Here is a 14,120-nt window from a genome sequence, read left to right as displayed (position 1 = left end):
GAATGAGATGAAGAATGAAAACTGACCACAAAAACAGCTCCGTCCTACAAGCGGTACGGAGCCGTCTGATATGACCAACGGGCTTTGAAGAGTTCCTCAGGCCAGTTGCAATACCTTGAACACAAATCCGTATTCGAGCGCCACGTCACGCAATCCCTGATAGCGACCGCTCATGCCGCCGTGGCCGGCACCCAGTTCGGTCTTGAGCAACAGCAGGTTGTCGTCCGTTTTGCTGGCGCGCAACTTTGCCACCCATTTGGCCGCCTCCCAGTATTGCACCCGACTGTCGTTGTAGCTGGCGATGACCAGCATCGCCGGATAGGCCTGGGCCGCAACGTTTTCGTAAGGCGCGTAGGCCTTGATCCGCGCGTACACCTCAGGCTCCTGCGGGTTGCCCCACTCGTCGTACTCAGTGACGGTCAACGGCAGCTCGGGATCAAGCATGGTGTTGAGCACGTCGACGAACGGCACCTCGGCAATGGCTGCCTTGAACAGATCGGGGCGCTGGTTGACCACCGCCCCGATCAACAGCCCTCCCGCGCTGCCGCCGCTGATGACCAGTGTGTCGGCTGTCGTCAGGTTTTGTGCAATCAGATGTTCGGCGCAGTTGATGAAGTCGTCGAAGGTGTTCTGCTTGTGTTCCTGCTTGCCGGTGCGATACCAGTTTTCACCCAGCTCGCCGCCGCCGCGCACATGGGCGATGGCAAAAGCGATGCCGCGATCGAGCAAGCTCAGGCGGGCATGGGAGAACCAGGGGTCGAGGCTCTCGCCATAGGCGCCGTAGCCGTATAGGTAAAGCGGCACGGGGGTGCCTGCCAGTTCGCGCTTGACCACCAGGCTGATCGGCACCTGTGTGCCATCGGCCGCTGTCGCCCACAGGCGCTGGCTGACATAGGCATCGGCGTCGAATACGCCGAGCACCGGGGTTTCCTTGAGCACGACCTGCTCGCCGGTTGCCAGCGCCAATTGACGCACCTGTGGCGGGCGATTGAGCGACTGATAACGCAGGCGAATCTTGTCGCTTTCGAATTCAAGGGTGTCTTGCACATACAGGTTGTAGGCCGCGTCCGGCAATTGCACCCGATACGCCGGCAAACCCTGTGGGTGGACTTCGACGATGGGCAGGCCGCCTTCCCGCAGGCTCAGGGTCAGGCCCCGGGCGTTGAGGCTGAAGCCGTCGAGCATGATGCTGTCGCTGTGGCCGATCAGGGTTTGCCAGTCCTTGCGCTCAGGCACGCCACTGGTTTTTTCCGGCGCATGGTACAGCGCGAAGTTGATCCCGGCCTGGTTGCTGCGAATCACCCAGCTCCAGGTGCCGTCGATCAGGCCATGGTCCACCGAATATTCGTGGCCTTCGCTGCGCGGCGCCATGCAGACGAAGGCCTGTTCGGGTTTGTCGGCGTCCAGCACCCAGCTTTCGCCGGTGGTCTTGCTGTCCAGTGCCAGCACCAGTTGGCGCTCGGAGCTTGAGCGGTAGCAGTGCAGGAAGAACCGCCCGTCCGGTTCGTTGAATACCAGGTCCGCAGAATCGTTGCCGAGTGTGTGGCGATACAGCTTGTGCGGGCGGTGGGTGTCGTCCAGTTCGCCGAAAAACAGCGTCTGGCTGTCGTTGGCCCAGGTCATGCTGCCGTCGCAGTCTTCGAACGGCAGGCTGGTCACCAGGCCAGTGGCCAGCTCCTTGACGTACAGCTGGTAGACCTCCTCGCCGCTGGTGTCCAGGCTGTAGGCCAGCCGCTGGTGGTCCGGGCTGATACTGAATGCGCCCAGCGAAAAGAAGCCGCCGCCGGCCAACACATTGGGGTCGAGCAGCAGTTGTTCGGCGCTTTCGTCGACCGTTTGCGAGTCGTCGGCCGGGCGCGGGCAGCGGTAGTGGCGAGCGTATTCGTCGCCTTCGGTGGTGCGGGTGTAGTAAAGCCAGGGCCCCCAGGGCGAAGGCAGCGACAGGTCGGTTTCCAGAATCCGACCCTTGATCTCCTGAAACAGCGTTTCGCGCAGGGCCTGCTGATCGGCCAGCTGACTTTCCTGGTAATGGTTTTCGGCCTTGAGGTAGTCGAGCACCTCATCGCTGTCGCGATTCTGCAGCCAGGCATACGGGTCGGCGCCGTCGGCCTTGCGGGCGAGCGGGGCGCTTGGGGAGGTGGCGGAAGAAGGCATGCTGGGCTCTCTCAAAGGGGCGGCGGACCGATAACTGAAGCCGGGTAAGCCAGGCTTGCGAAAAGTCGTTATCATAAGCGCCTCTTTACCTGCCTTACCACGGACGTCATGACCGACAACGACTATCTGATTGCCTGGGGCCTGTACGCATTCGCTGCGTTGGGTTGTCTGCTGGTGTGGTTCAAGCTGACGGGCTGGATGTGGCGCTACCTGCGCGAGCCGCTGCGGGTGATCGGCGCGGTGCTGCTGTTCTGCCCGACGGTCATCGACCCGGTCAAGGACACCTACGCCCCGGCGCTGGCCATCAGCGCCCTGGACCTTGCCTTCAAGGTGGGCAACAACGTCTGGCGCGCGGTGCTGGACCTGGCCACCTACGGCGCCATCGCCCTGGGTCTGTACATCGTCTTCGCGCTGATCCGCCTGCCATTCCTGCGCCGCAAGAAAGCCCGTCAGGCCCACGCCGAGGCCGCTGCCGCCCAGGCTGCCGCCGAGCTGAAAGCGGACGACGAACCCTTCGCCGCCCAGGGCACCCCTCGTTACGCAAGCCAGCCGGCAGCCCCGGCGGGTGGTGACAAGGGCGGTGCGAGCGGTCGTTATCGGGTCGAACCCAAGCTTTAACCCTTGCCGAACACTGTAGGAGCGCGCTTGCCCGCGATTGAAGTGTATCTGTACTACAGCAGTTGCCTGATCTTCTGCTATCGCGGGCAAGCGCGCTCCTACAAGCTGATGTGTCGTTGAGTGTACCGAGAGCTGAGCATGTGTGAACTTCTGGGCATGAGTGCCAATGTACCGACCGACATCGTCTTCAGCTTTACCGGGCTGATGCAGCGGGGCGGCCGCACCGGTCCCCACCGTGATGGCTGGGGCATCGGTTTCTATGAAGGCCGCGGCCTGCGCCTGTTCCAGGATCCGGCTGCCAGCAGCGAGTCGGAAGTGGCGCAACTGGTGCAGCGTTATCCGATCAAGAGTGAAGTGGTCATAGGCCATATTCGCCAGGCCAACGTCGGCAAGGTCTGCCTGTCCAACACCCACCCGTTCGTGCGCGAGCTGTGGGGCCGCAACTGGTGCTTTGCCCACAACGGCCAGCTGGCGGATTTCCACCCCAGCGCGACCTTCTACCGTCCGGTGGGCGATACCGACAGCGAAGCGGCATTTTGCGACTTGCTCAACCGCGTGCGCGAGGCCTTTCCGGAGCCGGTCGAGGTCGAACGCCTGCTGCCGACGCTGGTCAATGCCTGTAACGAATACCGCGCCAAGGGCGTGTTCAACGGCCTGCTCAGCGATGGCGACTGGCTGTTCTGTTTCTGCTCGACCAAGCTTGTGCACATTACTCGCCGCGCACCGTTTGGCCCGGCTCGCCTGAAAGATGTCGACGTGATCGTCGATTTTCAGGCCGAAACCACGCCAAACGATGTGGTCACGGTGATCGCTACCGAGCCGCTGACCGAGAACGAAACCTGGAATCGCTACGAACCCGGCCACTGGAGCCTGTGGCGTCGTGGCGAATGCGTGGCCGAAGGCCGGACTGACTGAGAGGGATCTATGCTGCGCAGCTACGTACGACTGGTATTGTTCACCGCAGGCCTGTTGATCGGCGTGCAGATTCCCGGATTCATCAGTGATTACAGCAAGCGTGTCGAAGCGCACCTGATGGAAGCCCAGCAGAACCTGCGCGGCTACAACGAGACAGCGCAGCGCTTCTTCAATGGCGACGTGCAGGCGCTGATCCAGCACTATCGCAGCAGCGAAGACCCGGTGTTCCGTACCGATGCCAACAACATCGCCAACATCCTGAGCCGCAACCAGATCCTGGACCGCGAATGGATGGCGTTGCAGGGGCCGTGGTACAGCCGCGCGTATCACGTGCTGACCGCCGCAGACCCGGCCATCCGCACCGAGACCTGGAATGGCTACACCTGGCAGGTGCTGCTGTCACCGGAAGTCATCGGCTGGGGCCTGGCCTGCGCGCTGCTGTTCTCGCTGGTGATCGAAAGCTTTGTGGTGTTCATCGACTGGTTGTTTGTTGGAAGGGTCTACAAGAAGCGGGTCAATCGCGACTGGCAGTGAGCTTTGCAAGGCAATTCACCGCACCGTAGCAGTCCGGCTTGCCGGCGACAGCGCCCTTCGAATCGCCAACGCCGGCAAGCCGTACTGCTACGGGTTTAGCTAGCCATACTCCATTCACACAGGAGATACCCCGTGGGCCGCCTGTTATTGAACTGTGACATCGGTGAAAGCTTCGGTGCCTGGACCATGGGTCTGGACGCCGAGGTCATGCCGTACATCGATTGCGCCAACATCGCCTGTGGCTTTCATGCCGGTGACCCCAGCGTCATGCGCAAGACCGTCGCCCTGGCGCTGACCCACGGCGTGACCATCGGCGCGCACCCGGCCTACCCGGACCTCGTGGGATTCGGTCGCCGCTCCATGGCCTGCTCCCCGCAGGAAATCCAGGACATGCTGCATTACCAGATCGGCGCGCTGGACGGCGTGTGCCGTGCCCAGGGCGGCCGGGTCAGCTACGTCAAACCCCACGGCGCGATGTACAACGACATGATGGCCAATCCGACCCAATTGCGCGCCGTCATCGAAGCCATCGCCCGCTACAACCCCGAGCTGCCGTTGATGCTGCTGGCCATGCGCGACAACAGCGCAGCCCAAACCATGGCCGATGAGTTCGGCGTGACTTTGTGGTTCGAAGCCTTCGCCGACCGCGCTTACGACAGTGTCGGGCGACTGGTTTCGCGCAATCTGCCGGGCGCCGTTCACCATGATCCGGAATTGATCATCGCCCAGGCGCTGACTCTTTCCCGCGGCGAAGCCTTGACCGCCAGCGACGGCAGTTCGTTGCTGCTCAACGCCGACACCCTGTGCGTGCATGGCGACAACGCCAGCTCTATTGCGGCGGTGCGGCGCATCCGTGAAGCACTGGGCCAGACGTCTGCCTCATGAAGTTGCGCATCGAAGTCGTTGCGATCGATTGCCTGATGGTGCGCCTGTTCGATGCCATCGAAGAGGCGAACATGCCGTGGATGCTTGCGGCCAGCCAGCGTCTGCGGGACGGATTCGGGGCGAACCTGATTGACCTTGTGCCGTCCTACACCACCTTGATGGTCCACTATGACTTGCTGGCATTGAGCCCGCAGCAGGCGCGGGCGTTGATTGCCGAGGCGATGGTCGATCTCTCGCCGGATGCAGCCAGCGCCGGTCGACAGCACGTGCTGCCCGTGTGGTACGAGCCCAGCGTCGGGCCTGAACTGGCATTACTGGCTGAACGTAGCGGCTTGTCGGTGGTTGAAGTGATCGAACGCCACAGTCAGCGCGAGTACCAGGTGTTCGCGCTGGGCTTCGCACCGGGCTTCGGTTTCATGGGGCTGGTAGAAGAAATTCTCGCAGCGCCGCGCATCAAGACCCCGCGCAAACGCGTCCCGGCGGGCAGCGTCGGCATTGCCGAACGTCAAACGGCGGTGTACCCGCTGCAATCGCCAGGCGGCTGGAACATCCTTGGCCGCACCCCGGCCAAACTCTTTGATCGTGAAATCGACGGCTATAGCCTGCTGCAGCCTGGCGACACCGTGCGCTTCGAGCCGGTCGATCACGCCGAATTCATTCGCCTGGGCGGCGACGATTCTCCGCTGGAGGCGCTGGCATGAGCGTGCTGACGGTCAAAAGCAGCACCCCACTGTGCCTGCTGCAAGACGCAGGACGGTTTGGCGTTCGTCATCTGGGCGTGACCCAGGGCGGCGCGCTGGACTGGGTTTCCATGTCGTGGGCCAACAAGCTGCTGAACAATCCGCTGGACGCCGCCGTTATCGAGGTCACGCTGGGGGGACTGACGCTGGTCGCTCTTGAGGATTGCTGCCTGGCCCTGGCCGGAGCCGACCTGGGCGCCATGCTCGATGATCGCCCGGTCGCCCCCTGGCGCAGTTTCTTCCTCAACAAGGGCCAGCAACTGCGCTTCACTCAACCGGTTTCCGGCGCACGAGCCTACCTCGCCGCGCCCGGAGGCTTTGAAGCGGCAGACCTGCTCGGGAGTAGCGCCACGGTGGTTCGGGAAGGGCTGGGCGGCCTGGACGGCACCGGCAAGGCATTGGCCGAAGGCGACCGCCTGGCTTGCCGCAATCGCTCCATCGCGCTGCAAACCCTGCCTGAACACCTGATCCCGAACCTGGCCGACCCACGCCCGCTGGACGTCGTGCTCGGCGCACAGATCGGCCAGTTCAGCGGCCTGAGCCTGTTCGACGCCTTCAACAGCGACTGGACCCTGGACAGCCGCGCCGACCGCATGGGCATCCGCCTGCTCGGCCCGGAACTCGTGTATCAGGGCAAACCCATGATCTCCGAAGGCATTCCCCTGGGCGCCATCCAGGTTCCGCCGGACGGCCAGCCCATCATCCTGCTCAACGACCGCCAGACCATCGGCGGCTACCCACGCCTCGGGGCACTGACTCCGTTGTCACTGGCGCGATTGGCGCAGAAGCTGCCGGGGAGTGTGGTGCGCTTGCGAGCTGTGGTGCAGGAGATGGCGCATAAGGAGCAGGTGCACGCGCTCGATCAACTCCACAGGACGCTGTAGGAGCGCGCTTGCCCGCGATTGCGATGTAACTGCACTACATCAGTTGCCTGATGTTCTGCTATCGCGGGCAAGCGCGCTCCTACAGGCGCGGTGTCATTTGGCCAAATACCGCATCCCTTCCTCCAGCCCCCTCAACGTCAGCGGATACATCTGATCTTCGATCAAATCCCGCACGATATTGGTGGAGGTGGTGTAACCCCAGGCGTCCTTGGGGTAGGGGTTGATCCAGATGATTTTCTTGAACTTGGCCTGGAAGCGTTGCATCCAGACGTAGCCGGCTTCTTCGTTCCAGTGTTCGACGCTGCCGCCCGGCTGGGTGATTTCGTAGGGGGCCATGGCGGCGTCGCCGATGAAGATCACTTTGTAGTCGGCGCCGTATTTGTGCAGCAAGTCCTGGGTTGAAGTGCGCTCGGAAGTGCGGCGCAGGTTGTTCTTCCACACCGATTCATAGATGAAGTTATGGAAGTAGAAATACTCCATGTGCTTGAACTCGGTCTTGCAGGCCGAGAACAGTTCTTCGCAGATCTTCACGTGGGCGTCCATCGAGCCGCCGATGTCGAACAGCAGCAACAGCTTGATGGTGTTGCGCCGTTCCGGGCGCATCTGGATGTTCAGCAGGCCTGCATCGCGTGCGGTGTGGTCGATGGTGCCGTCGATGTCCAGTTCGTCCGCCGCACCCTGGCGGGCGAACTTGCGCAGGCGGCGCAGGGCCACCTTGATGTTGCGCGTGCCCAGTTCCACTTGGTCGTCGAGGTTCTTGTACTCGCGCTGATCCCAGACCTTGGCTGCCTTGCCCTGGCGCTTGCCTGCATCGCCGACGCGAATGCCTTCCGGGTTGTAGCCGCCGGAGCCGAACGGGCTGGTGCCGCCGGTGCCGATCCATTTGTTGCCGCCGGCATGGCGTTCCTTCTGTTCCTCCAGGCGCTTCTTGAATTCCTCGATGAGCTTGTCCAGGCCGCCCAGCGACTGAATCTGCGCACGTTCCTCATCGGTCAGCGAGCGCTCGAACTCCTTGCGTAGCCAGTCTTCGGGGATCAGCGCCTGCAAGTGGTCGTCGAGCTTTTCCAGCCCGTTGAAGTAGGCGCCGAAGGCCCGGTCGAACTTGTCGTAGTGGCGCTCGTCCTTGACCAGAATCGCCCGGGACAAGTAGTAGAACTCGTCCATGTCGGCGAAGGTCACCCGCTGTTTCAGGGCGTTGACCAAGTCCAGCAGTTCACGCACCGAGACCGGCACCTTCGCTGCGCGCATTTCGTTGAACAGGTTGAGCAGCATGAACAGGGCCCCGCACTTATCCGGAAGAACTCAGCGATTGCCACGACGGCTCATGAACGCCAGACGCTCGAGCAACTGAACGTCCTGCTCGTTCTTGACCAGGGCGCCTGCCAACGGCGGAATGGCCTTGGTCGGATCGCGTTCACGCAAAACGGCCTCGCCGATGTTGTCGGCCATCAGCAACTTGAGCCAGTCCACCAGCTCCGAAGTCGAAGGCTTTTTCTTCAGGCCCGGCACTTTGCGCACGTCGAAGAACACGTCCAGCGCTTCGCTGACCAGGTCCTTCTTGATGTCGGGGTAGTGCACGTCAACGATCTGCTGCAGGGTGTTGCGATCGGGGAACGCGATGTAATGGAAGAAGCAGCGGCGCAGGAAGGCGTCTGGCAGTTCTTTTTCGTTGTTGGAGGTAATGATGATGATCGGGCGTTTTTTCGCCTTGATCGTCTCGTCGATCTCGTAGACGTAGAACTCCATCTTGTCGAGTTCTTGCAGCAGATCGTTGGGAAATTCGATATCGGCCTTGTCGATCTCGTCGATCAGCAGGATGACCCGCTCTTCGGACTCGAACGCTTCCCACAACTTGCCTTTCTTCAGGTAATTGCGCACGTCGTGGACCTTGTCGACGCCCAGTTGCGAGTCACGCAGGCGGCTGACCGCGTCGTACTCGTACAGCCCCTGATGGGCCTTGGTGGTCGACTTGATGTGCCAGGTGATCAGCTTAGCGCCAAAGGACTCGGCCAGTTGCTCGGCCAGCATGGTCTTGCCGGTGCCGGGTTCGCCCTTGACCAGCAGCGGACGCTCCAGCGTGATGGCGGCGTTGACGGCAAGCTTGAGGTCGTCGGTGGCGACATAGGCGCGGGTGCCTTCGAACTTCATCGGAAAATCCTCGAACGTAAAGTGCGGGCAACAGACCCGAACGGCGCTGATTCAGCATAAAGAATGCAGCGACTATAACGCGGCCCCCACCGGGCTGTGAACGCAGACCCTTTATTCAGTTGCTGAATGGTGGGTCGGGGTTTGATCGAGAAAATTGTAACGTGCATTTTTCCGGAGGCCGTTGGGCGATACCATCGCAGTTCTGCGCTCGGTGCTGCGATAAAGCACCCCGACAAAGACAACAGCTCGGAAGCTAATAATGACACCCACGGACCGACCTCGCCTTAAATCCGTTCAACCACTCAGTAATCATCGTCTATTGCTGACGTTCACTGATAACCAACGCATCGTTCGGGACATGAGTAATGATGTGGATCGCTGGCCCGGTTTGCTGCTATTGAAAGATCCACAAACATTTGCAACTGCAAGAGTTGGAGATGACGGGTGGACTGTTGAATGGTCCAGCGTGGATATCCAGATTGGTGCCGATACGCTCATTGGGAGCTAAAGCAGCTTTTGTAGGAGTGAGCTTGCTCGCGATTGCTGCGTTTCAGGCGACTCATCTTTGCCTGATATACAGCAATCGCGAGCAAGCTCACTCCTACAGGGGATCGTGGATGCCAGGAGTCACTGCGCCTCACTCTTGCCACTGTCATACCGCGTATTGAACGCCTGCACGAATGCGTTGCGCAGGATCTGCAGGAATGCCTGGAAGGCACTGACGTCCTGTTTGTGCACGCTGCCGCTGAGTTCGACGCGGGTGGCGAACTGGTTTTTGCGCTGGTTCTTGAGCACGGTTTCGCTGGCGCCGACCATGGCTTCCCAGATCGAGCGGAAGAAGCCCTTGTTCTTGTTCTCGACGTCTTGCTGCCAGTTGAAGATGTCGACGTCGCGCAGCAGGGGTTTGATGTAGCCGGACAGTTGGCCCTTGTTGGCCTGGGCTTCGATGACGATGTCGCCGCTGCCGGCGTTAAAGTCGAACTTGCCGTAGGCCGAGGCGAAATCGTTCAGGCGCTTGAGTTGCAGGCCGGTGGCGCGCAGCTTGAAGTCGAAGTTTTCGAAGTTGCTGAGAGGGTCGAAGGTGGCGCTGCTTTCAAGCGGTGCGTGGCCTTCGAGCAGCGCCTTGCCCTCGAAGCGGGCGTCGCGCTTGCCGGCAGCATCGACAACGTTGGTCAGGTTGTAGACGCTGGCGTTGACGTCGTCGGCCTGGATTTTCACCCGTGGCGTGGAATTGAAGTTGCTGAAGGTGATCTTGCCGTCCTGCACCCGCACCTCGTCCAGGGTGATGGGCAGGAGTTTGTTCAACTGGGCGCGCCAGTCGGTGCCGGCACCGGTCTGGGACTGCTGTTTGTCGGTGCCGCCGTCGACGAAGTTGAGTTCCGGGCTGATAAACGCAACCTGTGCCACGACGGCGTGGTCGTACCAGAGTGAGTGCCAGCTGACGGCCAGATCGATGACCGGCGCCTTGAGCAGGGGCACCGGGACCTTGCCGTCCGTCTTGACGATGCTCAGGCCGTTGATCTTGTATGCCCCGCGCCACAGGGCAAGGTCCACATCGGCGATGTGGCCGCGGTAGTCGCCCATGTCGGCGAGCTTGTCGTTGAGGTAGTTGCGCACCACGTAGGGCAGCGCGATGTGGATGGCGATCAACACGACGACGAGGCCCACGACTGTCCACAGTGGCCAGCTATAGCGACGTTTCATGGCAAGGCTCTCCGGTTGCCGACTGATGACTGCCTGATTTGTTGACTGTAGGCCACGTCACAGGTTCGCTGTGACTGGACGCAATATGTGCCCACGGCATACGCTTTGGGTTTTTCCCCACCTGCACAAGGACCCGGTCATGAGCCGTATTTACGCAGACAACGCCCACTCCATCGGCAATACGCCATTGGTGCAGATCAACCGCATCGCGCCACGCGGGGTCACCATCGTGGCCAAGATCGAGGGGCGTAATCCGGGGTATTCGGTCAAATGCCGGATCGGCGCAAGCATGATCTGGGACGCTGAAAGCCGTGGCAAACTCAAGCCGGGCATGACTATTGTCGAACCGACCTCGGGCAACACCGGGATCGGCCTGGCGTTCGTTGCCGCAGCGCGCGGTTACAAACTGGTGCTGACGATGCCGGCTTCCATGAGCATAGAGCGGCGCAAGGTGCTCAAGGCCCTCGGCGCGGAACTGGTGCTGACCGAGCCTGCCAAGGGCATGAAAGGCGCTATCGCCAAGGCCGAGGAACTGGTGGCCAGCGATCCGGCGAAATACTTCATGCCGGCGCAATTCGAGAACCCGGCCAACCCGGCCATCCACGAGAAGACCACCGGCCCGGAAATCTGGAACGACACCGATGGCGCCATCGACGTGCTTGTGGCGGGCGTGGGTACGGGCGGCACCATCACCGGTGTTTCGCGCTACATCAAGCACACCATGGGCAAGCCGATCCTGTCGGTGGCGGTGGAGCCGATGTCTTCGCCGATCATCACACAGGCCAAGGCCGGCCAGGAAATCACCCCAAGCCCCCACAAGATCCAGGGCATTGGCGCAGGTTTCATCCCCAAGAACCTTGATCTGGACATCGTCGACCGCGTCGAGCTGGTCAGCGAGGACGAAGCCAAGGCCATGGCGCTGCGGCTGATGCAGGAGGAGGGGATCCTGTGCGGCATCTCCTGTGGCGCCGCGATGCAGGCCGCGGTTCGCCTGGCCGAAAAGCCGGAAATGCAGGGCAAGACCATCGTGGTGATTCTGCCGGATTCGGGCGAACGTTACCTGTCGAGCATGCTGTTCAGCGACCTGTTTACTGAACAGGAGCTGACCCAATAGTCGCCCGGACAGGCAACTTGGCTTTTTACCGGGCTTGCGAAGGCTTATAGTGGCCGCGCAAAACACTGCGGGAGCGGTCGAGTTCGCTCCTGCAGCAAAAACGGTCACCCGGCTGTTCCAAGGAGAGATTCATGACCCTTTCATTCGCTGCCAAGGCGGCGATCCTGCTGCTGTTCCTGGGCAGCACGCTGTATGTGCATTTGCGTGGCAAGGCGCGTTTGCCGGTATTGCGCCAGTTCGTGAACCACTCTGCACTGTTCGCGCCGTACAACGCCTTGATGTACCTGTTCTCCAGCGTGCCGTCCAAGCCCTATCTGGACCGCAGCAAGTTCCCTGAGCTCGATGTGCTCAAGGACAACTGGGAAGTCATTCGCGACGAAGCGATGCACCTGTTCGACGAGGGTTACATTCGCGCCGCCGCCAAGGACAACGACGCCGGTTTCGGCTCGTTCTTCAAGAAGGGCTGGAAGCGTTTCTACCTCAAGTGGTACGACAAACCGCTGCCTTCGGCCGAAGCGTTGTGCCCGAAAACCGTCGAGCTGGTCAGCCGCATCCCCAACGTGAAGGGCGCGATGTTCGCCTTGCTTCCCGGCGGCAGTCACCTCAACCCGCACCGCGACCCGTTTGCCGGTTCCCTGCGTTATCACCTGGGGCTTTCGACGCCCAACTCCGACGACTGCCGGATTTTCGTCGATGGCAAGGTCTACGCCTGGCGCGACGGCGAAGACGTGATGTTCGATGAAACCTACGTGCACTGGGTCAAGAACGAGACCGACGTGACCCGCGTGATTCTGTTCTGCGACATCGAGCGGCCGCTCTCCAATCGTTTCATGACCCGCGTCAACCGCAGCGTCAGTGCGTTTCTGGGCCGCGCCACCGCGCCGCAGAACACCGATGACGAGCGCGTCGGCGGGATCAACCAGGCCTATGCCTTCAGCAAGCGTTTCAGCAATGCCTTCAGTGGCAAGGTCAAGCAGTTCAAGCGGGCCAATCCCAAGGCTTACCGCGTGCTGCGCCCGGTGCTGGCAGTGATCGTGCTGACCCTCCTGGGCTACTGGCTGTTCGGCTGACACAAACTGTTGCATCATCCACCGCGCGCTGGTTATATTCAGCGCCGGTGTCTTGAATCAAGTCGAAACACCCAACCCCCATTCCGAAGAAGATCAGCGCCATGCCTGCTTCCCGTCCACTGTTCGCGTTTGATGCCGCAGCCTTCGCTGTGGAGAAACCGTGTGGCGACCAGCAAGCGTTCTACATCACGCGCTATCCACCTCCATCCCCTGTGACCACTCCTGTTGTGTGCGCCGTTGTCGCACCGCCAGCCGTGGTTGTGCTTGGCTGATCGACTGCCCCCGCGCCGTCGAATCACGCTGCAAAGCCCAACAAAACGTTTGTGAATCCGGTTCTCGCCGGGTCCGTTTTTGTCTGAATCACAGGTGACTTCATGTTTGCCAACAAAGCCCTGGCCTCGATGGCCACGACTACGCTGTTCGTCCTGCTCTGGAGTAGCGGGGCCATCGTTTCCAAGTGGGGTTTGACCCACGCTTCTCCCTTTGCCTTCTTGCTGTTTCGTTTTCTGCTGGCGCTGGTGGCGCTGGCGATTCTGATCCCCACTCTGGGCTACAAGTTGCCCGCAACCCGGCAGTCGATGCGCTACGCCCTGGCGACCGGCGCGATTCTGCTGGGCGCCTATCAAATCTGCTACCTGCTGGCGCTGGACATGAAGGTGGCGCCTGGGGTGATGGCGACCATCATGGGCGTGCAGCCGATTCTCACGGCGGTGCTGGTCGAGCGCAGCCGTGCCTGGTCGCGGATGTTCGGTTTGTGCCTGGGGCTGGCCGGCTTGGTGCTGGTGGTGTTCCAGGGCATTGGCGACGGTGGCTCGCTGGCCGGGATGGCCTTTGGTGTGTTGGGCATGCTGGCCATGACCGGCGGCTCGATCATGCAGAAGCGCATCACCGACAACCCGCTGGGTACGCTGCCGGTCCAGTACTTCGCCGGGACCCTGGTATGCGCGGCCTTCGTGCCGTTCCAGCCGTTTCACTTCGAGCACAGTTTCGGTTTCTACGTGCCGGTGTTGTACATGGGTTTGGTGGTGTCGGTTTTGGCGACCTTCCTGCTGTACCGGCTGATTGCCCAGGGCAACCTGGTGAACGTCACCAGCCTGTTCTACCTGGTGCCGGCGGTGACGGCGATCATGGATTACCTGATCTTCGGTAATCGCCTGGCCTTGTTGAGCCTGTTGGGGATGGTGTTGATCGTGGTGGGGCTGATTTTTGTGTTTCGTAAGGTGAAATAAACAACGGCGTGGGGGGGGGGGGGGGGGGGCCCCCCCCCCCCCCCGCCGGGGGGGGGGGGGGGGGGGGGGGGGGGGGGACAAAAAAAAACAAAAAAAAACCCCCACCCAGCCTATGGATAGCGGTG

Annotated in this window: 14 protein-coding genes; 10 read left to right on the top strand and 4 right to left on the bottom strand. The window is 61.4% G+C overall.

Annotated features, from left to right (window positions below):
• Positions 1-96 precede the first annotated feature (96 nt).
• Positions 97-2,154, bottom strand: coding sequence for a S9 family peptidase (locus ACIPOO_RS03480; protein WP_400604444.1), 2,058 nt, complete (start codon positions 2,152-2,154; stop codon positions 97-99).
• 108 nt (positions 2,155-2,262) lie between these two features.
• Here ACIPOO_RS03480 and ACIPOO_RS03475 point away from each other — a divergent pair, with 108 nt between their 5' ends.
• The 6 genes from ACIPOO_RS03475 (at position 2,263) to ACIPOO_RS03450 (ending at position 6,730) form a co-directional block, all read left to right on the top strand.
• Positions 2,263-2,772 carry an MFS transporter gene (locus ACIPOO_RS03475; protein WP_400604442.1) on the top strand — a complete coding sequence of 170 codons (510 nt, stop codon included), beginning with the start codon at positions 2,263-2,265 and terminating at the stop codon, positions 2,770-2,772.
• A gap of 138 nt (positions 2,773-2,910) precedes the next feature.
• Positions 2,911-3,687: a class II glutamine amidotransferase gene (locus tag ACIPOO_RS03470; protein ID WP_400604440.1), complete on the top strand. Its 777-nt coding sequence runs from the start codon at positions 2,911-2,913 to the stop codon at positions 3,685-3,687.
• Positions 3,688-3,696: 9 nt separating this feature from the next.
• The gene (locus tag ACIPOO_RS03465; protein ID WP_400604438.1) at positions 3,697-4,221 is read left to right on the top strand and encodes a DUF2937 family protein; all 525 of its coding nucleotides are present in this window, start codon (positions 3,697-3,699) and stop codon (positions 4,219-4,221) included.
• Between the two features lie 132 nt (positions 4,222-4,353).
• Positions 4,354-5,106 carry a 5-oxoprolinase subunit PxpA gene (locus ACIPOO_RS03460; RefSeq protein WP_400604436.1) on the top strand — a complete coding sequence of 251 codons (753 nt, stop codon included), beginning with the start codon at positions 4,354-4,356 and terminating at the stop codon, positions 5,104-5,106.
• Complete coding sequence (gene pxpB / locus ACIPOO_RS03455; RefSeq protein WP_400604434.1) at positions 5,103-5,807, top strand: 5-oxoprolinase subunit PxpB; 705 nt, start codon at positions 5,103-5,105, stop codon at positions 5,805-5,807. Before ACIPOO_RS03460 ends, pxpB begins: the two co-directional genes overlap by 4 nt.
• A complete protein-coding gene (locus ACIPOO_RS03450) occupies positions 5,804-6,730 on the top strand; it encodes a biotin-dependent carboxyltransferase family protein (RefSeq protein ID WP_400604432.1) in 927 nt (308 codons plus the stop codon). The genes pxpB and ACIPOO_RS03450 overlap by 4 nt, the downstream gene beginning before the upstream one ends.
• 93 nt (positions 6,731-6,823) lie before the next feature.
• Here ACIPOO_RS03450 and ACIPOO_RS03445 read toward each other — a convergent pair whose 3' ends face one another.
• Both ACIPOO_RS03445 and ACIPOO_RS03440 read right to left on the bottom strand, forming a co-directional pair.
• Complete coding sequence (locus ACIPOO_RS03445; RefSeq protein ID WP_400604430.1) at positions 6,824-8,002, bottom strand: VWA domain-containing protein; 1,179 nt, start codon at positions 8,000-8,002, stop codon at positions 6,824-6,826.
• Between the two features lie 30 nt (positions 8,003-8,032).
• Positions 8,033-8,878: a MoxR family ATPase gene (locus ACIPOO_RS03440; protein WP_274134292.1), complete on the bottom strand. Its 846-nt coding sequence runs from the start codon at positions 8,876-8,878 to the stop codon at positions 8,033-8,035.
• Between the two features lie 259 nt (positions 8,879-9,137).
• On the opposite strand from ACIPOO_RS03440, the gene ACIPOO_RS03435 reads away from it, so the two are divergent.
• Positions 9,138-9,386 carry a DUF2442 domain-containing protein gene (locus tag ACIPOO_RS03435; protein ID WP_400604428.1) on the top strand — a complete coding sequence of 83 codons (249 nt, stop codon included), beginning with the start codon at positions 9,138-9,140 and terminating at the stop codon, positions 9,384-9,386.
• A gap of 119 nt (positions 9,387-9,505) precedes the next feature.
• Here ACIPOO_RS03435 and ACIPOO_RS03430 read toward each other — a convergent pair whose 3' ends face one another.
• A complete protein-coding gene (locus tag ACIPOO_RS03430) occupies positions 9,506-10,582 on the bottom strand; it encodes a DUF748 domain-containing protein (RefSeq protein ID WP_274134293.1) in 1,077 nt (358 codons plus the stop codon).
• 139 nt (positions 10,583-10,721) lie between these two features.
• On the opposite strand from ACIPOO_RS03430, the gene cysK reads away from it, so the two are divergent.
• The 3 genes from cysK (at position 10,722) to ACIPOO_RS03415 (ending at position 13,995) form a co-directional block, all read left to right on the top strand.
• Positions 10,722-11,696: a cysteine synthase A gene (gene cysK, locus ACIPOO_RS03425; RefSeq protein WP_274134294.1), complete on the top strand. Its 975-nt coding sequence runs from the start codon at positions 10,722-10,724 to the stop codon at positions 11,694-11,696.
• Between the two features lie 131 nt (positions 11,697-11,827).
• The gene (locus tag ACIPOO_RS03420; protein ID WP_400604425.1) at positions 11,828-12,766 is read left to right on the top strand and encodes an aspartyl/asparaginyl beta-hydroxylase domain-containing protein; all 939 of its coding nucleotides are present in this window, start codon (positions 11,828-11,830) and stop codon (positions 12,764-12,766) included.
• 374 nt (positions 12,767-13,140) lie between these two features.
• Positions 13,141-13,995, top strand: coding sequence for a DMT family transporter (locus tag ACIPOO_RS03415; protein ID WP_274134296.1), 855 nt, complete (start codon positions 13,141-13,143; stop codon positions 13,993-13,995).
• Positions 13,996-14,120: the final 125 nt, after the last annotated feature.

It is taken from the genome of Pseudomonas sp. NPDC090201 (genome assembly GCF_044746825.1).
GTDB classification, from domain to species: Bacteria; Pseudomonadota; Gammaproteobacteria; order Pseudomonadales; family Pseudomonadaceae; genus Aquipseudomonas; species Aquipseudomonas putida_AD.
Note: the sequence above shows the minus strand (reverse complement) of the source record. Positions and strands in the feature narration are given on the sequence as shown.

Bases quoted from the DNA above. Each gene is read 5' to 3' on its own strand.
- ACIPOO_RS03475 (WP_400604442.1), top strand. From the start codon at position 2,263: ATGACCGACAACGACTATCTGATTGCCTGGGGCCTGTACGCATTCGCT.
- pxpB (WP_400604434.1), top strand. From the start codon at position 5,103: ATGAAGTTGCGCATCGAAGTCGTTGCGATCGATTGCCTGATGGTGCGC.
- ACIPOO_RS03430 (WP_274134293.1), bottom strand. From the start codon at position 10,582: ATGAAACGTCGCTATAGCTGGCCACTGTGGACAGTCGTGGGCCTCGTC.
- ACIPOO_RS03445 (WP_400604430.1), bottom strand. From the start codon at position 8,002: ATGCTGCTCAACCTGTTCAACGAAATGCGCGCAGCGAAGGTGCCGGTC.
- ACIPOO_RS03435 (WP_400604428.1), top strand. From the start codon at position 9,138: ATGACACCCACGGACCGACCTCGCCTTAAATCCGTTCAACCACTCAGT.
- ACIPOO_RS03415 (WP_274134296.1), top strand. From the start codon at position 13,141: ATGTTTGCCAACAAAGCCCTGGCCTCGATGGCCACGACTACGCTGTTC.
- ACIPOO_RS03470 (WP_400604440.1), top strand. From the start codon at position 2,911: ATGTGTGAACTTCTGGGCATGAGTGCCAATGTACCGACCGACATCGTC.
- ACIPOO_RS03420 (WP_400604425.1), top strand. From the start codon at position 11,828: ATGACCCTTTCATTCGCTGCCAAGGCGGCGATCCTGCTGCTGTTCCTG.
- ACIPOO_RS03450 (WP_400604432.1), top strand. From the start codon at position 5,804: ATGAGCGTGCTGACGGTCAAAAGCAGCACCCCACTGTGCCTGCTGCAA.
- ACIPOO_RS03480 (WP_400604444.1), bottom strand. From the start codon at position 2,154: ATGCCTTCTTCCGCCACCTCCCCAAGCGCCCCGCTCGCCCGCAAGGCC.
- ACIPOO_RS03440 (WP_274134292.1), bottom strand. From the start codon at position 8,878: ATGAAGTTCGAAGGCACCCGCGCCTATGTCGCCACCGACGACCTCAAG.
- cysK (WP_274134294.1), top strand. From the start codon at position 10,722: ATGAGCCGTATTTACGCAGACAACGCCCACTCCATCGGCAATACGCCA.
- ACIPOO_RS03465 (WP_400604438.1), top strand. From the start codon at position 3,697: ATGCTGCGCAGCTACGTACGACTGGTATTGTTCACCGCAGGCCTGTTG.